Raw genomic sequence first — 16,423 nt, forward strand, 5'->3', positions numbered from 1 at the left:
GCTTTTAATATAACAAATAATATCTAAGAAAGCAATAGGAAAAAAGGAAAATTCGCAAAAATTTCTCAAGACACCCCAAATTTAAAAGCTCGCTTTAAAGATATAAAAAGGACTTAGCATCCAAGAGGAATACTAAATCCTTTCTCATATCCTGCAAAATTATTTCACATGGTTTGCGAGGTCTTCTTGAGCCTTCTTATTAGACTCTTCTTTTTCTTTCAACCAGTTTTCTTGAGCTTTTTGATACTCTTCTGTTGTTACTGCCTTATCTTGTACATCTAGGTATTTATACAAGAGGGCTTCGCTCATACCCTTGTTACCAGAGTATGCAAACGGAAGTGTAAATGGTACCATCTTAGACAACATTGGACGACCAGTTTGAGAAGTTGTTGGGATGAGCAAGGCACTGTCTGTCAACCAAGCTTGGGCAGCAGCATATTTTTCATAACGTTTTGAAACGTCAGTAGTTTCTTCCCCAGCTTCCACAACCATTTTTTCGTAGTCTTCCAAACCAACTTGCTTGGCAGCAGCGTTGTTTGTTCCTGAGTCAAATCCTAGGTAAGTCTTTGTATTTTCCCCTACAGATGGTTTGATAATATCAAGGTAGGTGGAAGGGTCTGCAAAGTCTGGAGACCAACCCACGTTATCTGAGATATCCCAGTCTTCTCCAGCCGCAGTTTCAGCAAAGTAAGTGATGTTCAAGACATCGTCTTTTTGAAGTTGTTGAATATCGACAACCACATTATCAGATCCTAAGTTTTTTTCAACTGACTGTTTAAAAGATTGGACACGTTGAACTTTTGTTGTATTGGTTTGGTCTACAGGCATATCCAAGTGGATTGGGAATTTCACACCTTCCGCTTGGAGAGCTGTCTTAGCTTTAGCAAACTCTGCTTTGGCCTTATCTGGGTTGTAGAGTCCATCTTGAGCATCATCCAAGTTCACGTTGCTCCACTCATCACCATAAGTCACCAATTTATCTTTGACCATTTCGCCAAAGTTCTTTCCATCTGCCTGTACAAATGTAGGAGGAACAAATAAGTTACGAAGCAGTTTGGTAGCTCCGCTTGCACCATTTACTTGAGAAGCATAGGCTGTTCTATCGAAACCAAAAGCAAGAGCTTGACGGAAGTCTTTGTTTAGAAGAGCTTTCTTGGTTGATGTTTTTTCTTCATCCGTTGTCTTAGAAGTGTACTTATAAGACTGACGATCAATATTCGTACCGACTAAATAAGTAGTAGAGTCTTGTTGTGTATAAACGATATTGTCTTTGAATGTTTTTTCAGTCTCTGGGTAGCTAGCGCTTGTTGGGAAGAGACGAGCCATTGTAAAGCTGCCGTCTTTGAAAGCTTCAGTTGGTTTGTTGGTATCTTGTCCATCCCAGAATGATAATTTAACCTTATCGATATGGACATTGTCCTTATCCCAGTAGTTAGGATTTTTCGCAAATTCGACAGAAGATTTAGCAACAATTGATTTGAGTAAGAACGGACCATTGTAGAGAATACTGCTTGAGTCAGTTCCCTTAGCGAAGTCATCCCCTTTAGAGTTCAAGAACTCTTCATTTACTGGGGCCAAAACTCCCATCGTTGTCTTAGAATTCCAGAAGCTTTCTGGCTTGTTCAATGTGTACTGAACTGTATAATCATCAAGGGCCTTGATTCCTACTTGAGAGAAGTCTGTAATTTCTCCTTTAACATAGGCGTCCAATCCTTTGATTGATTCTTGAACTAAATAAAGACCATCAGATTTTTTATCAGCAGCATATTTAAGTCCTGTTACAAAGTCTTGAGCTTTGACTTCTGCGTATTCCTCACCTTCAGAGGTATACCATTTTGCATCCTTACGAAGCGTATACGTGTAAGTCAAGCCGTCCTTAGATACAGACCAATCCTCAGCCATAGATGGCACAAAGTTACCATAGCGGTCATTTTCGAGCAAACCATCAATAACATTGCTCGTAATATTTGCTGTAGCTGCCTTACCAGTTGTCAAATAGTTGAGGTTGTCAGGGTCTGTTTCATAGATATATGAGAATGTTTTCTCACCTTTAGCACTTGAACTTGATCCAGAGCAAGCAGCTAGAGCCGCAGCTGCCAACAAGGTTACACCCGCAAGGGCAAATAGTTTTGAACTTTTCATCATTTTCTCCTTTAAAATTTACATCCCATTATAGACCCTTTTCACAAAGTTGTCAACAGAATTTTCAGAATTTTTGAATGATTTTAGCATTTTCTGAAAAATATTTTTTTGATAGATATCCTTAGTATTAAATTCCAATTTGTATAATTTACGATTTCCAAAATACAAACGGTCAAACCAAAGGTAAAAATCAGATTTTTTATCATTTTTTTGCTATGATTAGATATAAGAAAATCTGAGGAGGAGACAATGATATTAATTACAGGTGCAAATGGTCAGCTCGGTACCGAACTACGTTATTTACTAGATGAACGAAATGTGGACTATGTTGCAGTGGATGTGACCGAAATGGATATCACTAATACTGAAATGGTTGATAAGGTATTTGCTGAGGTCAAGCCAACTCTGGTCTATCATTGTGCAGCCTACACTGCTGTGGATGCGGCTGAAGACGAGGGGAAAGAACTGGATTTTACCATAAACGTAACTGGAACTGAAAATGTAGCCAAGGCCTCTGAGAAATACGGAGCTACCCTGGTCTATATCTCAACAGACTATGTCTTTGATGGGAAAAAACCCGTTGGACAAGAATGGGAAGTCGATGACCTACCTGATCCGCAGACAGAGTACGGGCGTACCAAGCGAATGGGTGAAGAACTCGTTGAAAATCTTACATCACAGCATTACATCATCCGTACTGCTTGGGTCTTTGGAAATTATGGCAAAAACTTTGTCTTTACCATGCAAAATCTTGCCAAAACCCATAAAACTCTCACTGTAGTTAACGACCAACACGGTCGCCCAACCTGGACACGTACCTTGGCTGAGTTCATGACCTACTTGACTGAAAATCTAAAAGAATTTGGCTACTACCACTTATCAAATGACTCAACTGAAGACACCACTTGGTATGACTTTGCTGTTGAAATTCTTAAGGACAGTGATGTTGAAGTAGTACCAGTAGACTCCAGCAAGTTCCCTGCTAAGGCTAAACGTCCCCTCAACTCAACCATGAGTTTAGCCAAAGCGAAGGCAACAGGTTTCGTCATTCCAACATGGCAAGATGCCCTTAAAGAGTTTTATAAACAAGAAGTAAGAAAATAAAAGATTACGACATACATAAAAAGCAAGGGACCTTGAGTTCTCTTGCTTTTTAGTATGCATTTAGTTAATTACTTGTTGCGTTTTAGCATAGTTAGCCTCGACGGCTTCTTTTTCAGATTTCCACCAGTCTTGGTTGTCTGTGTACCACTTAATGGTCTCTTTGAGACCTGCTTCAAAGTTGGTAAACTCGGGTTTCCATCCTAGTTCATCACGAAGTTTGCTGGCATCGATGGCATAGCGGAGATCGTGACCAGCTCGATCTGTCACGTGGTCATAAGCGTCAGCTGGTTGCCCCATTTCCTTGAGAATGAGTTCCAGCACTTCTTTATTATTCTTCTCACCATCCGCACCAATCAAGTAGGTTTCACCGATTTGACCTTTGGTCAGAATCGTCCAAACACCTGAAGAATGGTCATTGGTATGAATCCAGTCACGGACATTCTTACCTTCACCGTAAAGTTTTGGCTTGATACCGCTCAAGATATTGGTGATTTGGCGCGGAATGAACTTCTCGATGTGCTGATAAGGACCATAGTTGTTTGAACAGTTAGAAATAGTCGCTTTGACACCAAATGAGCGAACCCAAGCTTTGACAATCAAGTCTGAAGCTGCCTTTGTTGATGAGTAAGGCGAGCTTGGATTGTACTTGGTTTCAGCTGTGAACTTCTCACCTGGACCTTCTCCATGACCTGGCAAATCTTCACGCAGAGGCAGATCACCATAGACTTCGTCAGTCGACACATGGTGGAAACGAAGGTTATATCTACGAGCTGCTTCCAATAGAGTGTAGGTCCCGATGAAGTTAGTGTAGATAAAGGGGCTCGGGTCATTGAGCGAGTTGTCATTATGGCTTTCTGCAGCGTAATGAACGATAGCATCCGCTTCAGCCGCTAACTTGTCTACCAAGGCTGCATCAGCAATATCTCCAACAACCAACTCAACACGGTCACCTAAAATTTCTTCAATGTTGGCACGATTACCCGCATAAGTCAGCTTGTCCAGCACTGTCACATGGACGTCTGGAAAGTTCTTGTAAACATAATGAACAAAGTTAGAACCGATAAAACCAGCCCCACCTGTCACGATGATATTTTTGTATTCAGTCATTTTTATTCCTTAACTTTTTTACAAATCTTCTTTTCTTAATGGTTTTACATCCTTAAGTAATGGATGATGTTTATCTGCTTCTGAGACCTCTGCTTCTGCTAGGTTTTCCCACTGGATGCCCAAAGCTGGGTCTGCATAGTTGACAAAAGCATATTTAGGCTTGAGTTCAAGTGCCCAGTAGTCATTGACCAGATAGCTATAAGAAACTGTATCCGAGAGCACTTGGAAACCATTGGCTACGCCACGAGGGACAAAGATTCCCTTACTTGCATCAATCTCTGTCTGATAAACATTTCCAAAAGTCTTACCCTCGCGCAGGTCCACCCAAGAACCCAGAACCTTGCCACCATCTGCTACTGAGATGTACTTGTCCCAAGGTTCAGCATGGAGGCCTCGAAGAACATTTTTACGAGAAAAGCTGACATTATTTTGCAGTTTCCCTTCAGCAAAGAAGCTTTCAGGAAAGCCAAGTGGCACCATCTTTTCCTTCTGGAAATTTTCCTTAAACCAGCCACGATTGTCACCATGAACTGGAATATCAAACTCTAACATACCTGGAATGGCATCAATTTTACGCACCGCAAGTATTTTTCCGAAAAATTTATCTGTCATCTAGATTTCTCCAATCAAACGGAGCAAGTATTGCCCGTATTCATTCTTCTTGAGAGGTTGCGCCAACTTCAGCACATCTTCGCGGCTGATATAACCCATTCGGTAGGCTATTTCTTCCAGGTTGGCAACCTGAACATTTTGCATCCGTTGAACTGTTTCGATATATTGGGAAGCCTCTAACAGACTCTCATGCGTCCCTGTATCCAACCAGGCAAAACCACGTCCCATAACTTCAACTGACAAATCCCCACGCTTCAAATAAGCATTGTTAACATCTGTGATTTCCAACTCGCCACGAGCGCTTGGTTTGATCTGTTTAGCAATCTCCACAACATCATTATCATAGAAATAAAGACCTGTCACTGCATAGTTGGATCGAGGATTCTCCGGTTTTTCTTCTATGGAAATAGCATTCATGTCTGTATCAAACTCGACCACACCAAAACGCTCTGGATCCTTCACTTGGTAGCCAAAAACAGTCGCACCCTTCTCTTTCTTGGCTGCCTTTTGAAGCATTCTGCTCAAACCAGGTCCATGATAGATATTATCTCCTAAAATCAAGGCAACACTATCGTCACCGATAAATTCTTCACCGATAAGAAAAGCCTGAGCAAGTCCATCTGGACTTGGCTGTTCCGCATAAGAAAGTTTAATCCCAAATTCGGAACCATCCAAGAGCAAGTCCTTAAAGCGGGGCAAATCCTGTGGTGTTGAGATGATCAAAATGTCCTTAATCCCAGCCAACATCAAGGTTGACAAAGGATAGTAAATCATGGGTTTATCATAAACTGGCATCAGCTGTTTTGACGCAGCTCGAGTAAGTGGGTACAATCGGGTACCTGAACCACCCGCAAGAATTATACCTTTCATAATAGGCTTCCTTTCTGGCTAATTACCTATCTTATATTATATTTCATTTTGTCCCAAATTCCCTAAGGAATTTACTTCAATTTGGATAAGGCAGCTTTTAAATAGGCTCCGTCTCGAAGAGCAGCTCCAACTTTCCTAGCCTGTTCTGAAAGTTCCTTATAATCTTGAAGTGTCAAATCATCTAGTACTTTTTGGAGGTCGTGTAGAGAATCAACTGCTAGACCACATTGTTTATCCAGAACAAAATGTGCGAGAGCCGACTCTTTCCAGACTACGACAGGAAATCCCGAAGCCAAATAAAGCGACGCCTTATGAGAGTTGTTATAGCGAAGGTATTCACCAAAGACGCCACTACAGGTTTCAGCGCTATCACCATCCCAGACAAGCCCAAAACCACCCTCAAGTGCTGCAGGAAGCTCATCAGGTAAGAAAGACCCAAAGTAAGTCTCATTCGCAAGAGATCTGCTCTCGTCGAAACCAACACCATAAAGGTTATAAGCAGGTTCTTCAGGAAGAGAGTAAAGATATCCAGCTTTTTCTTGGGCTAAATTCCCTGCTACAATGATTGGCAGATTCTTAGTTAGACCTGTCTTCTCCTGGAAATTTGGAATCAAATAATCGAAAATGCCTAGGCTAACAATCTTATTTTCCGCAATTCCTTTATCCACCAAAACAGATTTCATGATTGAATTGTGGGCGATGATCCCATCAGCTGCACCAAGTAGACCTGATTCTTGAATTTGAATGCGAATCTTATGTTTCAAAGGGAAATCCTCAACATTGACATAACGAAGAGCTTCTAAATCATGGATAATAAAACTAACTTTTACACCTTTTTTTTGAACTCTTTTTACATGATGAGTTGTGAAAAAGCTGTGATGAATCATTGGGAACTGGATAAGTAACTCATCTCCCTTTTTAAGTTGGCTCAAAGTCTTACCAAAAGCTTTAGATTTATGAAGTTGTGCTTTAAGTGTACTCATCTCGTACCAATTATCAACCGAAAGAACCAAGGCTTTATAGCCCTCCCTCTTTACAATTTCTTCAACATCATCATTCACACAAAGCAGTTTTTTATGTTTATCTTTAAAGATACTCTCTAATCGATCCACTTGATTTAGGTCTATCGACTCTCCAAAATTCTTTGACATAGGATAAAACCGATTACTTTCAATTTGCCAATGCTGACAGATGTATTGATTAACATCCACTCCATAGTCTCTAATTTTATTTCGTGACGTTTTATCTAATGTTTTTCCCTCAATTTCCCATAAATGTGCCAAGGTACTCTTTTTCATCGGAACAGGTAAATGCTGGTTCACGTATCCCGTCGGGCCCCATGGCAAGAGTAAAAAGTTTTTCAAAACCAAGGAACCATAACGGAAATTAAAGAATTTCCAAGGTGAAGTTTTCAAAGCCTTCTTATTAGGAAAATGACGATAGATTAATTCAACATTATTGTGATAAGTATTCGTAAATGGTGACCAAGGAACTAAAGCATCATAAACCGCTAAAAGCTTAGGTTGCCCATTCCTATAAAAATCTGAAGGTTTACTGTCTCTGATTAAGTACATATCATCATTGAAATAGAGATAATTTTCCGACAAGCCTTCAATCCGATGGAGATTAAGCTCAATAGCTGCTGAATTATAAGTAGGTAGAAACTCTTTAGGGATAAATTCCTTATGCGTAACCAACCTCAATTTGGGGTGAGCCAGGTTCAACCATTCAGGTTTCTGACCATTGGTAATTAGAAATACCTTATTGACCCAAGAAGCATGTTTTTCAATCATACGGAACCAATGATTCAATGTTCCATAATCACGGTATCTCATGTCGCTATCAATATGATGATCCGAACCATTAATTTGCCCTGCAACTATTTGCTTTTCACAGATAAATTCTGGATCGCTCCCATCTACCCATAGTACCACTATATCAATTTTCTCTTGTGTCATTTTATTCAAATTCTTTTTCAACGACTTCAAGAGCACGCTCAATAACGACATGCATGTCGTAGTATTTATAGTCTGCTAGGCGGCCACAGAAGATGACCTTGTCATTTTTTGCTGCTTCTTCTTGGTACTTAGCAAACATAGCGTTGTTCTTTTCATCGTTGATTGGGTAATATGGTTCGTCTCCACGTTTCCAATCAGCTGGGTACTCACGAGTGATAACCGTCTTTGGTTGAGTACCATACTCGAAATGCTTGTGTTCGATGATACGAGTATAAGGAATCTCACGTTCTGTATAGTTGACCACAGCATTCCCTTGATGATTTTCCTCATCCAAGATTTCGTGCTCAAAACGAAGACTACGGTATTCCAATTCTCCATGTTTGTAGTCGAAGTACTGGTCAATCATCCCAGTAAAGACAACTTTATCAGCTGATTTTTCCAACTCTTCACGATTAGCAAAGAAATCAACCCCAAGTTCTACTTCTACATCGCCTAGCATGTTTTCGATAATGACGTTGTAGCCACCGATTGGAATCCCTTGGTAACGGTCGTTAAAGTAGTTATTATCAAAGGTCAAACGCACTGGAAGGCGCTTGATGATAAATGGAGGAAGGTCTGTTGCAGAACGTCCCCATTGCTTTTCTGTATAGCCCTTGATCAACTTTTCATAGATATCTGGACCAATCAGCTTGATAGCTTGTTCTTCCAAGTTCTTAGGCTCAATATCTTTCATGTCAGCCGTTTGCTCTGCAATCTTATCCTTGACTTCTTGTGGTGTCTTAGTTCCCCACATAGCGTAGAAGGTATTCATGTTGAAAGGAAGATTGTAGAGGCTACCCTTGTAGTTAGCCACTGGTGAGTTGATATAGTTATTGAATTCAGCGAATTGGTTGATATAGTCCCACACTTTTTTGTTAGAAGTATGGAAAATGTGGGCACCATACTTGTGGACATTGATGTCTTCAACATTTTCACAGTAGATATTGCCACCGATGTGATTACGTTTGTCAATCACTTTTACTTTTTTCCCACGTTTTGTAGCTTCATGTGCAAAGATTGCTCCAGACAAACCTGCACCAACGATAAGATAGTCGTACACTTTATTCTCCTTTTTATAATTTGACGATTCGATTGAAATAAGGAATTTTCATTAATAAACTAACAACAATTAAACTTACACACAAAGTGAGTATTGGAAAAAGTAAATACGCACCTGTATAACTAAAACCAAGCAATTTTTCTAACACTTTCATAACATAAGTATGTACTATGAAAACTCCCATTGTTTGATTAGAAAGGGAAACAATCCACTTATATTTGCTTTCTTTCAAAGAGAGTGTCAATATCGTCAAGAAAACTCCTAAACTTACAATTTTTACAAAAAGAATATCATAAAAATATTCCGCAAAAAGATTATGGTAAATGGTTTTAGCTAAGAAAAATAGTATTACCGGGGTAATCAACAGCAACAGTACTGCAACTATTTTCATCCATCTCTTAAAACCATTTTTTATAAACTCTTTATCAAATTGAGCTACCAAACCTCCTAAAAAGTAATAGAAAAACCACGTCCATAATCTAAATGTTTGTATAACATAGGACTGTAACGGCGTTTGAATTATAATATTTGCCAACTCAAAAATTAAACCAATAGTGGCAAAGAAAGATAGAATGTATAAGTATCTTCTTTTTGAATTCAGAATCTTTCTTAAAATAGGTAGACATAAATAAATGAGTATCAGTGCACCAAAAAACCAAAACTGAAAGAAATAACCTTTTTGCACCATCGAACCAATAATTTTTTTGACAGGATTAACTGCAAAATCTCGTTTAAGCAACCAAACGATAGTAGTCCATGACGACACTGTAATTAGAATCCATTTTACTTTCTCCAGTATGTAGGAATAGGTTATATTCCTCTTTCCTAACAATAAATAACCATTGACCATAAAAAACAGAGGTATAGAGTAGGTACCTAAGTAATATAAATACGCCAATAGATTCCAAGAACCTGTGTCTTTAAATCCAATCATTGTTGTATGAAGTAGAACAACTCCAATACATGCAAGCACTTTTATTAAATCTAAATTAATATTCCGAGTTTTATGCATTCTATTTTTTCCCAACGATTTGTTTTAATTCTTTTACATCTACCACTTTCAGAGATAGAATTGCAAAAAGATAAATGATTCCGCCAAGCACTGCAAAAACTAGAACATTTAAGGTTGGCGAAAAATGTATAACTGTTTTTGAACCTAGCAAAATGCCATACATGATAGCTGATGATAGAATAATTTTTGTCATAGATCCAATAATAGGAACTTCTTTTAGGTATCTGCGGGTAAAGTATAATTGGATCGCCCACACTAGCGCCTCTGTTAAGACAGAAACAATGGCTGCTCCGATATAACCAAGTTTAGGAAGGAATAATAAGTTTAATCCTACACTGATAATTGCAGGAGCCGTTGTTGAAATCATGAATTCTTTATTTCGGTTATGAGGGATCAATATCTGAATTCCCATAATATTGGTCCAACCGATAAAGAACATACGAAAGATCATAATGGCAATTGCATAGCGTGCATCCTGAAAATCTTGACCAAGGAAAAATTGAACAAAATCAGCATTGACAATCAAGATCCCTGCCATCATTGGAAAAATGACTAAATTATAAATCAAAAAGGACATTTGGTGCATCTTGTTGACAGCCTTGTGGTCCCCTGAGGATAAGAGGTTCGATACCCGAGGCAACATGACACTCCCCAGTGAGGTTACCAAAGTCAACAAAATATTGACTAATTTTAAGGCCTGGTCGTAAATACCTACATCCTTTGTAGATGCGAGAGCTCCCAGCATAGTCCGGTCAAGGGTTACATAGAGGGAAATGGCAATCTGTGGTAAGAAGAGCAGAATAACCGGTTTTAAATGCACCCGTGCATAAGCCATATCAAAATGTGGTTTCCCAATGAACTCCCGAGCAGGTAGCCACATGCTTAACTGACCTAATAGCTCAAAGATCGTTAGTAGAAACACATAAAGATAAAGGTCATTGGCAGATTTAACGAACAAGAAGATGGAGATCACTCCAACTAGCTTAACCGTAATATTTCGAACCGTAATCTTGCGGAAGTCCTCCAACCCTTGAAAAAGCCAGGAAATATCGATCCCTTTTGAAACCAAACTGAGTCCCAAAATATAGGCTACAGGATTTTGCATGGATGGAAGCATCAAACAAAACAAAGCATAGAGGAGGATAGAAACAAATGTCGCTCCTAACTGGAGGGTATAGATCCCCCAAAAATTCTTTCGGATCTCTTGTAGGTGTCCTGAAATCTCCTTAGTACCGTAATTGGCCACCCCTAAAGTCGCCAGAAGGATAAAGTAGGTGACAATGGAGTTGAAATAACCGTAAGTTCCTAAATCTTCAGAGCTAAATACCCGAGTAACATACGGGGTGGTGATAATCGGTAGAATAATCACCAGCAGCTGGTAGGAGAGATTATAAGCGTAATTTTTTAAAACTTTCATAAGTACAATAACTTGTTTCAGCCTTCCTTTGAATCTGACGAATACTCTTCTTTATTCAATTTTTGCATCCTCATTCAGAATAAACAGGCGACTGATAAATAAGATTAATGGGGAATAACGAAGAACCAACATCTGAGGGTCGAACATTCCATGGATAATCATAATTCCTAGGCAAGCCAGTATGATATCTTTTTGAATGGATATGAAATATTTCATAACTTTAGTAAGAGCAAACAACATAAAGGCACTGACAATCAAGCCATCAATAACCAATAATTGAACAAAAGAGCTATCAATATAATTGTAATTACTAGTGAAATTTCCAAACATATCAAGAGTTGTAAAGGAAATTGGTTGCCCTAACCAAGATACACCAAAATTTTGAAAACCATTGACACTGAGACGCAAGCGATTATGCGTAAATTGATCGACTAAGTGAAATAAATTGCCAGATGAATAAAAACAAAAATACAAGATAACCGCTAAAGCTACAATAAAACCGTACTGCGCAAGTGCCTTTGACCAGAAATTTCCCACGATAAACTCTTTTTTAAAGATTTTAATACTCAACAAAGCATAGGTTAGCATCAAAATACTTAAGTAAAATGGACTAGATGTAGAAGTTTGTTGGTACATATAAATTGTAGCCAAGAGTAAGGCAAACAATTCAAGGTAAGAAATCCTTTTACCACGAAACATCAGATAAGTACACAAAGCAAAGAACAGTCTCTGTGACGCAAATGATACATAGTTAAATCCTAGACTAAAACGGTAGCCACCATCTGCATTCATAAACATATTGGCAATCATACCTTTTTGACTGGCATAAATTGTCAAACAAAGTACCAGGAATGTCGCTACAGAAAAAGTTCCTAGTAATTTCCTAAAATCAATATCTCTAGCAGAAAAAACAAGAAGCAACACATTTATATCTAACAATCCATCGCGATTTTTTGCAACTATAAACATTGCAATAAAAAATGCCGTTACTATTAATAATTGTTGCCAATGAAATCTAAAGTAATATAGCGTTTTCGGAAAGTTCATCAACTCCTTTATCAACAGCATAATAATTGTAAAGTAAAGGAGTAAACGATAAAGCGATAGAAAACCATCTAATCGCACAAAATAAGTGGTTGTAACTAACGAAGCAACAACAACCCATATAAACAGAGTGAATAAATAAATTTTTTCTGAGATAAAACGATGGTTCATCACAACAGTCATCCAAACCTTTCAATCATGATCATATAGTCTTATTACTGGTATCTATAAAAACCTTTCACAACTAAATAGCGAATTCCCCTATTTTATCAAGGTTTGCAGTTTTTTTAAAAAAATTACTGTCCGATACATTCTGAAATGTAGTAACCGTCTAACTAGAGGGTGAAGCGGAGAAGTAGTTTTTTTTAGCAAGACAATCATCTCTTGATTTCTGCACAACATCTCAACACAGTGTCGTTTTTTAGAAAGAGACATCTTTTGCTTTGATATGTTCTGAATATTACTCATCAGGATGCGCGCCTTTATTTGATCTATAAATTGATCATCATGGATATTCCAGCTTGTCATCAACTGATCAACTTTTCCTAGTTCTTCCAATTGATAGTTCATCCGATTAGGATTATACTGTCCCATCGCAGAATCTACTCTTCCTGAAATATAGACATAATAACCAGATTTCACCAAGAAAACTGCATTGACATGTTGATAAACATTCAGATTGAAACGAACATCTTCTCCCAATTCATAGGATTCAAAAACAATTTCATGTTCCTCCAGGAATTCTCTACGGTAAATTTTATTCCAAACAGTATACATCATGTCTGTTAAACATAATTCTTGAAAAAGCGCAATAAAATCACTTTTGTCTTTTTTTCCTTCAATAGGAAGTATGTTTGCCGATCGATTGATTTCTGATAAGTTCTTTTCAATCGAATTATAGTAACTAAACACCAATAAGTCTAATTGTGAATCTAATTGACTTTCCACATCTGAAAATAAATTTCCCACAAGATAGTCATCCGCATCTACAAAATAAATGAACTCGCCTTTCGCTTTGGCTAAACCAAAATTACGGGCTGAGCCGACCCCTTTATTTGGAATATGATAAGCTGTAATATTTGAAAACTGAGCCGCATAATCTTCACAGATTTGACCACTCTGATCTTTGGAGCCATTATCAATCAACAAAATTTCCAAATCTGCATAATTTTGAGCAAGTAGACTACCGATACAACGAGGGAGATAATTCTCTACATTGTATACAGGTATAATGACTGAATACTTCAACATAATCCCCTAAATTCCTCTCACTTCATCCCTTGAATAGTGAAAGCAAGATTTAATAAATGCAAACGATACAACAAATATTTGATTCTATTTGGAATAGATTTCACTTCACTACACGTCATTTTATTTTTTTCTAATTCCTGTTTCACTTCACTTGTAATCTCACCATAATTTTTATCCAATTTAGATTTATACAAACTTGCCAATATATGAATCAATCCGTTCACATAATATCGCTGAGAAATTTGTAACTCCTCTTTATTCAATTGTGAACGAACAAAATCAGAATAGAAAATATCTTTATAAAATCCAAACATATCACTAAACTTCTGCTCATTCCAAGACTGTGTAATGGAATCAGGATTATCAATTAAATAGTGATAATACTTTTGATTGGTAGCAAAGACATTCTTGGTTGAAAGAAAAAGCTTGTAATTGGTTCCCAAGTCTTCATAATATTTTCCTTTCGGAAAAGAAATATTATTATCAATAAATAGAGACTTTTTATATATTTTGTCGTTGGCAAAACCTGTGATATAACTATGCTTGAGCATTTGGACAAAAGCATCTTTACCTCCAAACACTTGAGTTACTAATGGATCTGAAACTATAGCATCTTCTTCACCCTTCACAAACTCACGGTTAAAAGAAACAAGCTCAAACTCTTGGGATTCCAACACCTCTGCTAATTCTGTAAAAGTTTGTGGCTCAAGCCAGTCATCAGAATCAGGAAAATAAACATATTCACCCTTAGCATGTAAAATACCAGTATTGCGAGCTTCAGAAAGGCCTCCATTTTCTTTATGAATAACTGAGATAAAGTCATAAGCTTTAACATAATCATCACAGATTTGAGGAGAACTATCTGTACTTCCGTCATCTACAAGCAAAATATCATAATTATGCCACCCTTGGACAAGTACGCTTTCTACACAACGTTTTAAATACTTTTCGACATTATAAACTGGAATTACAACAGTTAAAAGTGGTTTCATAGATTCTTCACCTAAATTTTTATTTTATGTTAAATCTTCCCTATCCTTATTCAATCAGGTAACAGCATTAAAATAGCGGTGGTAAGTTTTCAAACCAATCCCAACATGTCCTTGCTTCTCTGCTGATTTGAAATGAACTAAGGAAGGTAGATCACTATCATTCTTCGAAGAGAAGATGACCTTACCCTTATATGGAAGCTCTTCAAACTCTTTCATCAACTCGTAAGTACAAGCATCATTATCATTGAACTTGAAATACAAATTATCCCAATGAATTCTTTCTATACGGCGTTGCCATTTTTGAGTTGCTTCTTCTTCATCTGCATAATGTAAGAAATGCAATTCGACATCATCTAAAAGGGCCAGGGGATAAGCATTATCAAAGTCTTTGATGTATTTTGATTCCTTAATAAATGTCAAAGGGATATTCCCACTCAAATAGTGTTTTAGATTCTTGAGTATCTTGATGTAATCAGGAGAAAAGACAAACAACCCTACAAATGGAGTTTGATAAGGCAAGCCCAATTCCTGATAGACTTTTCCAGCCCAACAATTATCACAAATGATCGTAAAATTTTTATTCTTAAGTCTTCGTCTAGGAATAAAGTTAATAATTGGATAAACAATTGGTTTTAATTTATTCTTAATTTTTTCAGTATTCATCTTAGTATTTCTTATATAGCTCTGAGAAATTCCGAATATAACTTTCCAACGAAAAGAATTCTTTTTGACGTCGGACAGATGCACTTCCTAACTGTCCTCTTTTCTCGGTATTGTCAGCTAATTCTTGAATAGCCTTAGACAATTCTTCAGGTTGATTTGGAGTGGCTAGAAGACCGTTTTCGCCCTCCTTAACCATTTCACAGACACCACCATGTCGGTAACCCGCTACAGGCTTACCACAGGCCATGGCTTCTAGTACAACTGTTGGCAGTGGATCTGGATTGGTACTTGGCAAGACAAAGATATCAAACATATTATAAAGTTCTGTCGTCTTACTATAATAGTCGATTCGCTTAATTTGTTTAGCTACTGGTGTGTCTAAAATGGCTTTTTTCAACTCATCCACACGCCACTCTTCACCTTTAAATGCACTACCTGCTAAAAAGGCTACTGCTTTGGGATTGGCCTGTAAGATTGGAGTAACAGCTTCTAGGAAGTCTCCTTGACCTTTCCATGCATTTACTCGACCAACCATACCGATGACAAGCGCATCTTGTGCGATACCAAATTGATCACGGACGGCCTTGACCTCCATTTCATGATAGACTGCATTGTCAACACCATTATAAATGACTTGAACTTGGTCATCTTTTACAAAGTGAGACTGCTTGACGTGGTTGGCTACAGCATTTGAAACCGTTACAATCGTATCAGCATAACGTCCCATCAAAAAGTTGATGAAATCTGAGATTGCTTTTGGTTTCACAATAATTTCATGCACATGCCAAATCAAAGGAAGTTTCAATTTACGTTTGAGATAAATCCCCTCAAGTACTGCAGTAGTATTGTTGTGAATGAGAGTAATTCCATTTTCCTTGACATAGTTGGCAATTTGTTTAGAATAACGGTGATAGGAGCCAAAATACTCAAGAATTCCCTTAGGATTAAAATATTTACGGCGCAAGATTGGATAATCAATAACTTTAACTTTAACACCAACACTCTCCAGAGCACCCACTAAGACACCATCATTGGGTAAAATAACGTGTGTTTCAAATTCGTCATTATTCAAACCTTTAATAAGCTCCAACAAAACCTTGTCAGCACCATACATTTCTGCACCAGCATGCAAGTATAAAATCCGTTTCATTC

Annotated in this window: 13 protein-coding genes and 2 pseudogenes; 1 reads left to right on the forward strand and 14 read right to left on the reverse strand. The window is 37.8% G+C overall.

Translation table 11 applies throughout. From position 1 onward, the window contains the following. Window positions 1-159 precede the first annotated feature (159 nt). Window positions 160-2,142: a peptide ABC transporter substrate-binding protein gene (locus B7725_RS09290; protein WP_000842554.1), complete on the reverse strand. Its 1,983-nt coding sequence runs from the start codon at window positions 2,140-2,142 to the stop codon at window positions 160-162. Between the two features lie 249 nt (window positions 2,143-2,391). Between B7725_RS09290 and rfbD the strand changes: the two genes are divergently transcribed. Further along, window positions 2,392-3,246: a dTDP-4-dehydrorhamnose reductase gene (gene rfbD, locus B7725_RS09295; RefSeq protein ID WP_084875852.1), complete on the forward strand. Its 855-nt coding sequence runs from the start codon at window positions 2,392-2,394 to the stop codon at window positions 3,244-3,246. 60 nt (window positions 3,247-3,306) lie between these two features. On the opposite strand, the gene rfbB is transcribed toward rfbD, so the two are convergent. The 13 genes and pseudogenes from rfbB to B7725_RS09355 form a co-directional block, all read right to left on the reverse strand. Continuing rightward, on the reverse strand, window positions 3,307-4,353 hold the full coding sequence (rfbB, locus tag B7725_RS09300) for a dTDP-glucose 4,6-dehydratase (RefSeq protein WP_084875854.1): 1,047 nt from the start codon (window positions 4,351-4,353) through the stop codon (window positions 3,307-3,309). Between the two features lie 18 nt (window positions 4,354-4,371). Beyond that, window positions 4,372-4,965 (reverse strand): dTDP-4-dehydrorhamnose 3,5-epimerase family protein, encoded by a 594-nt coding sequence (locus B7725_RS09305; protein ID WP_084875855.1) that lies wholly within the window; start codon window positions 4,963-4,965, stop codon window positions 4,372-4,374. Beyond that, a complete protein-coding gene (rfbA, locus tag B7725_RS09310; RefSeq protein WP_049519434.1) occupies window positions 4,966-5,835 on the reverse strand; it encodes a glucose-1-phosphate thymidylyltransferase RfbA in 870 nt (289 codons plus the stop codon). 71 nt (window positions 5,836-5,906) lie between these two features. Next, a pseudogene (locus B7725_RS10015) lies at window positions 5,907-6,890 on the reverse strand (galactofuranosyltransferase); the annotation flags it as partial. Next, window positions 6,879-7,793, reverse strand: a pseudogene (locus tag B7725_RS10020) (stealth family protein); the annotation flags it as partial. The pseudogenes B7725_RS10020 and B7725_RS10015, both read right to left, overlap by 12 nt. 1 nt (window position 7,794) lies before the next feature. Next, the gene (gene glf / locus B7725_RS09320) at window positions 7,795-8,892 is read right to left on the reverse strand and encodes a UDP-galactopyranose mutase (RefSeq protein ID WP_084875858.1); all 1,098 of its coding nucleotides are present in this window, start codon (window positions 8,890-8,892) and stop codon (window positions 7,795-7,797) included. 13 nt (window positions 8,893-8,905) lie between these two features. Then, window positions 8,906-9,904: an acyltransferase gene (locus B7725_RS09325; RefSeq protein WP_084875860.1), complete on the reverse strand. Its 999-nt coding sequence runs from the start codon at window positions 9,902-9,904 to the stop codon at window positions 8,906-8,908. A gap of 1 nt (window position 9,905) precedes the next feature. Continuing rightward, window positions 9,906-11,321 (reverse strand): flippase, encoded by a 1,416-nt coding sequence (locus B7725_RS09330; RefSeq protein ID WP_084875863.1) that lies wholly within the window; start codon window positions 11,319-11,321, stop codon window positions 9,906-9,908. A gap of 51 nt (window positions 11,322-11,372) precedes the next feature. Beyond that, window positions 11,373-12,548: a polymerase gene (locus B7725_RS09335; protein WP_193431825.1), complete on the reverse strand. Its 1,176-nt coding sequence runs from the start codon at window positions 12,546-12,548 to the stop codon at window positions 11,373-11,375. A gap of 78 nt (window positions 12,549-12,626) precedes the next feature. Further along, complete coding sequence (locus B7725_RS09340; protein WP_084875865.1) at window positions 12,627-13,616, reverse strand: glycosyltransferase family 2 protein; 990 nt, start codon at window positions 13,614-13,616, stop codon at window positions 12,627-12,629. 17 nt (window positions 13,617-13,633) lie between these two features. Further along, complete coding sequence (locus B7725_RS09345; protein WP_084875867.1) at window positions 13,634-14,608, reverse strand: glycosyltransferase family 2 protein; 975 nt, start codon at window positions 14,606-14,608, stop codon at window positions 13,634-13,636. A gap of 54 nt (window positions 14,609-14,662) precedes the next feature. Further along, window positions 14,663-15,271: a DUF1919 domain-containing protein gene (locus B7725_RS09350; RefSeq protein WP_084875869.1), complete on the reverse strand. Its 609-nt coding sequence runs from the start codon at window positions 15,269-15,271 to the stop codon at window positions 14,663-14,665. 1 nt (window position 15,272) lies between these two features. Next, window positions 15,273-16,421 (reverse strand): glycosyltransferase family 4 protein, encoded by a 1,149-nt coding sequence (locus B7725_RS09355; protein WP_084875871.1) that lies wholly within the window; start codon window positions 16,419-16,421, stop codon window positions 15,273-15,275. Window positions 16,422-16,423 lie beyond the last annotated feature (2 nt).

This window comes from Streptococcus oralis subsp. tigurinus (assembly GCF_002096275.1).
Taxonomy (GTDB): Bacteria; Bacillota; Bacilli; order Lactobacillales; family Streptococcaceae; genus Streptococcus; species Streptococcus oralis_CN.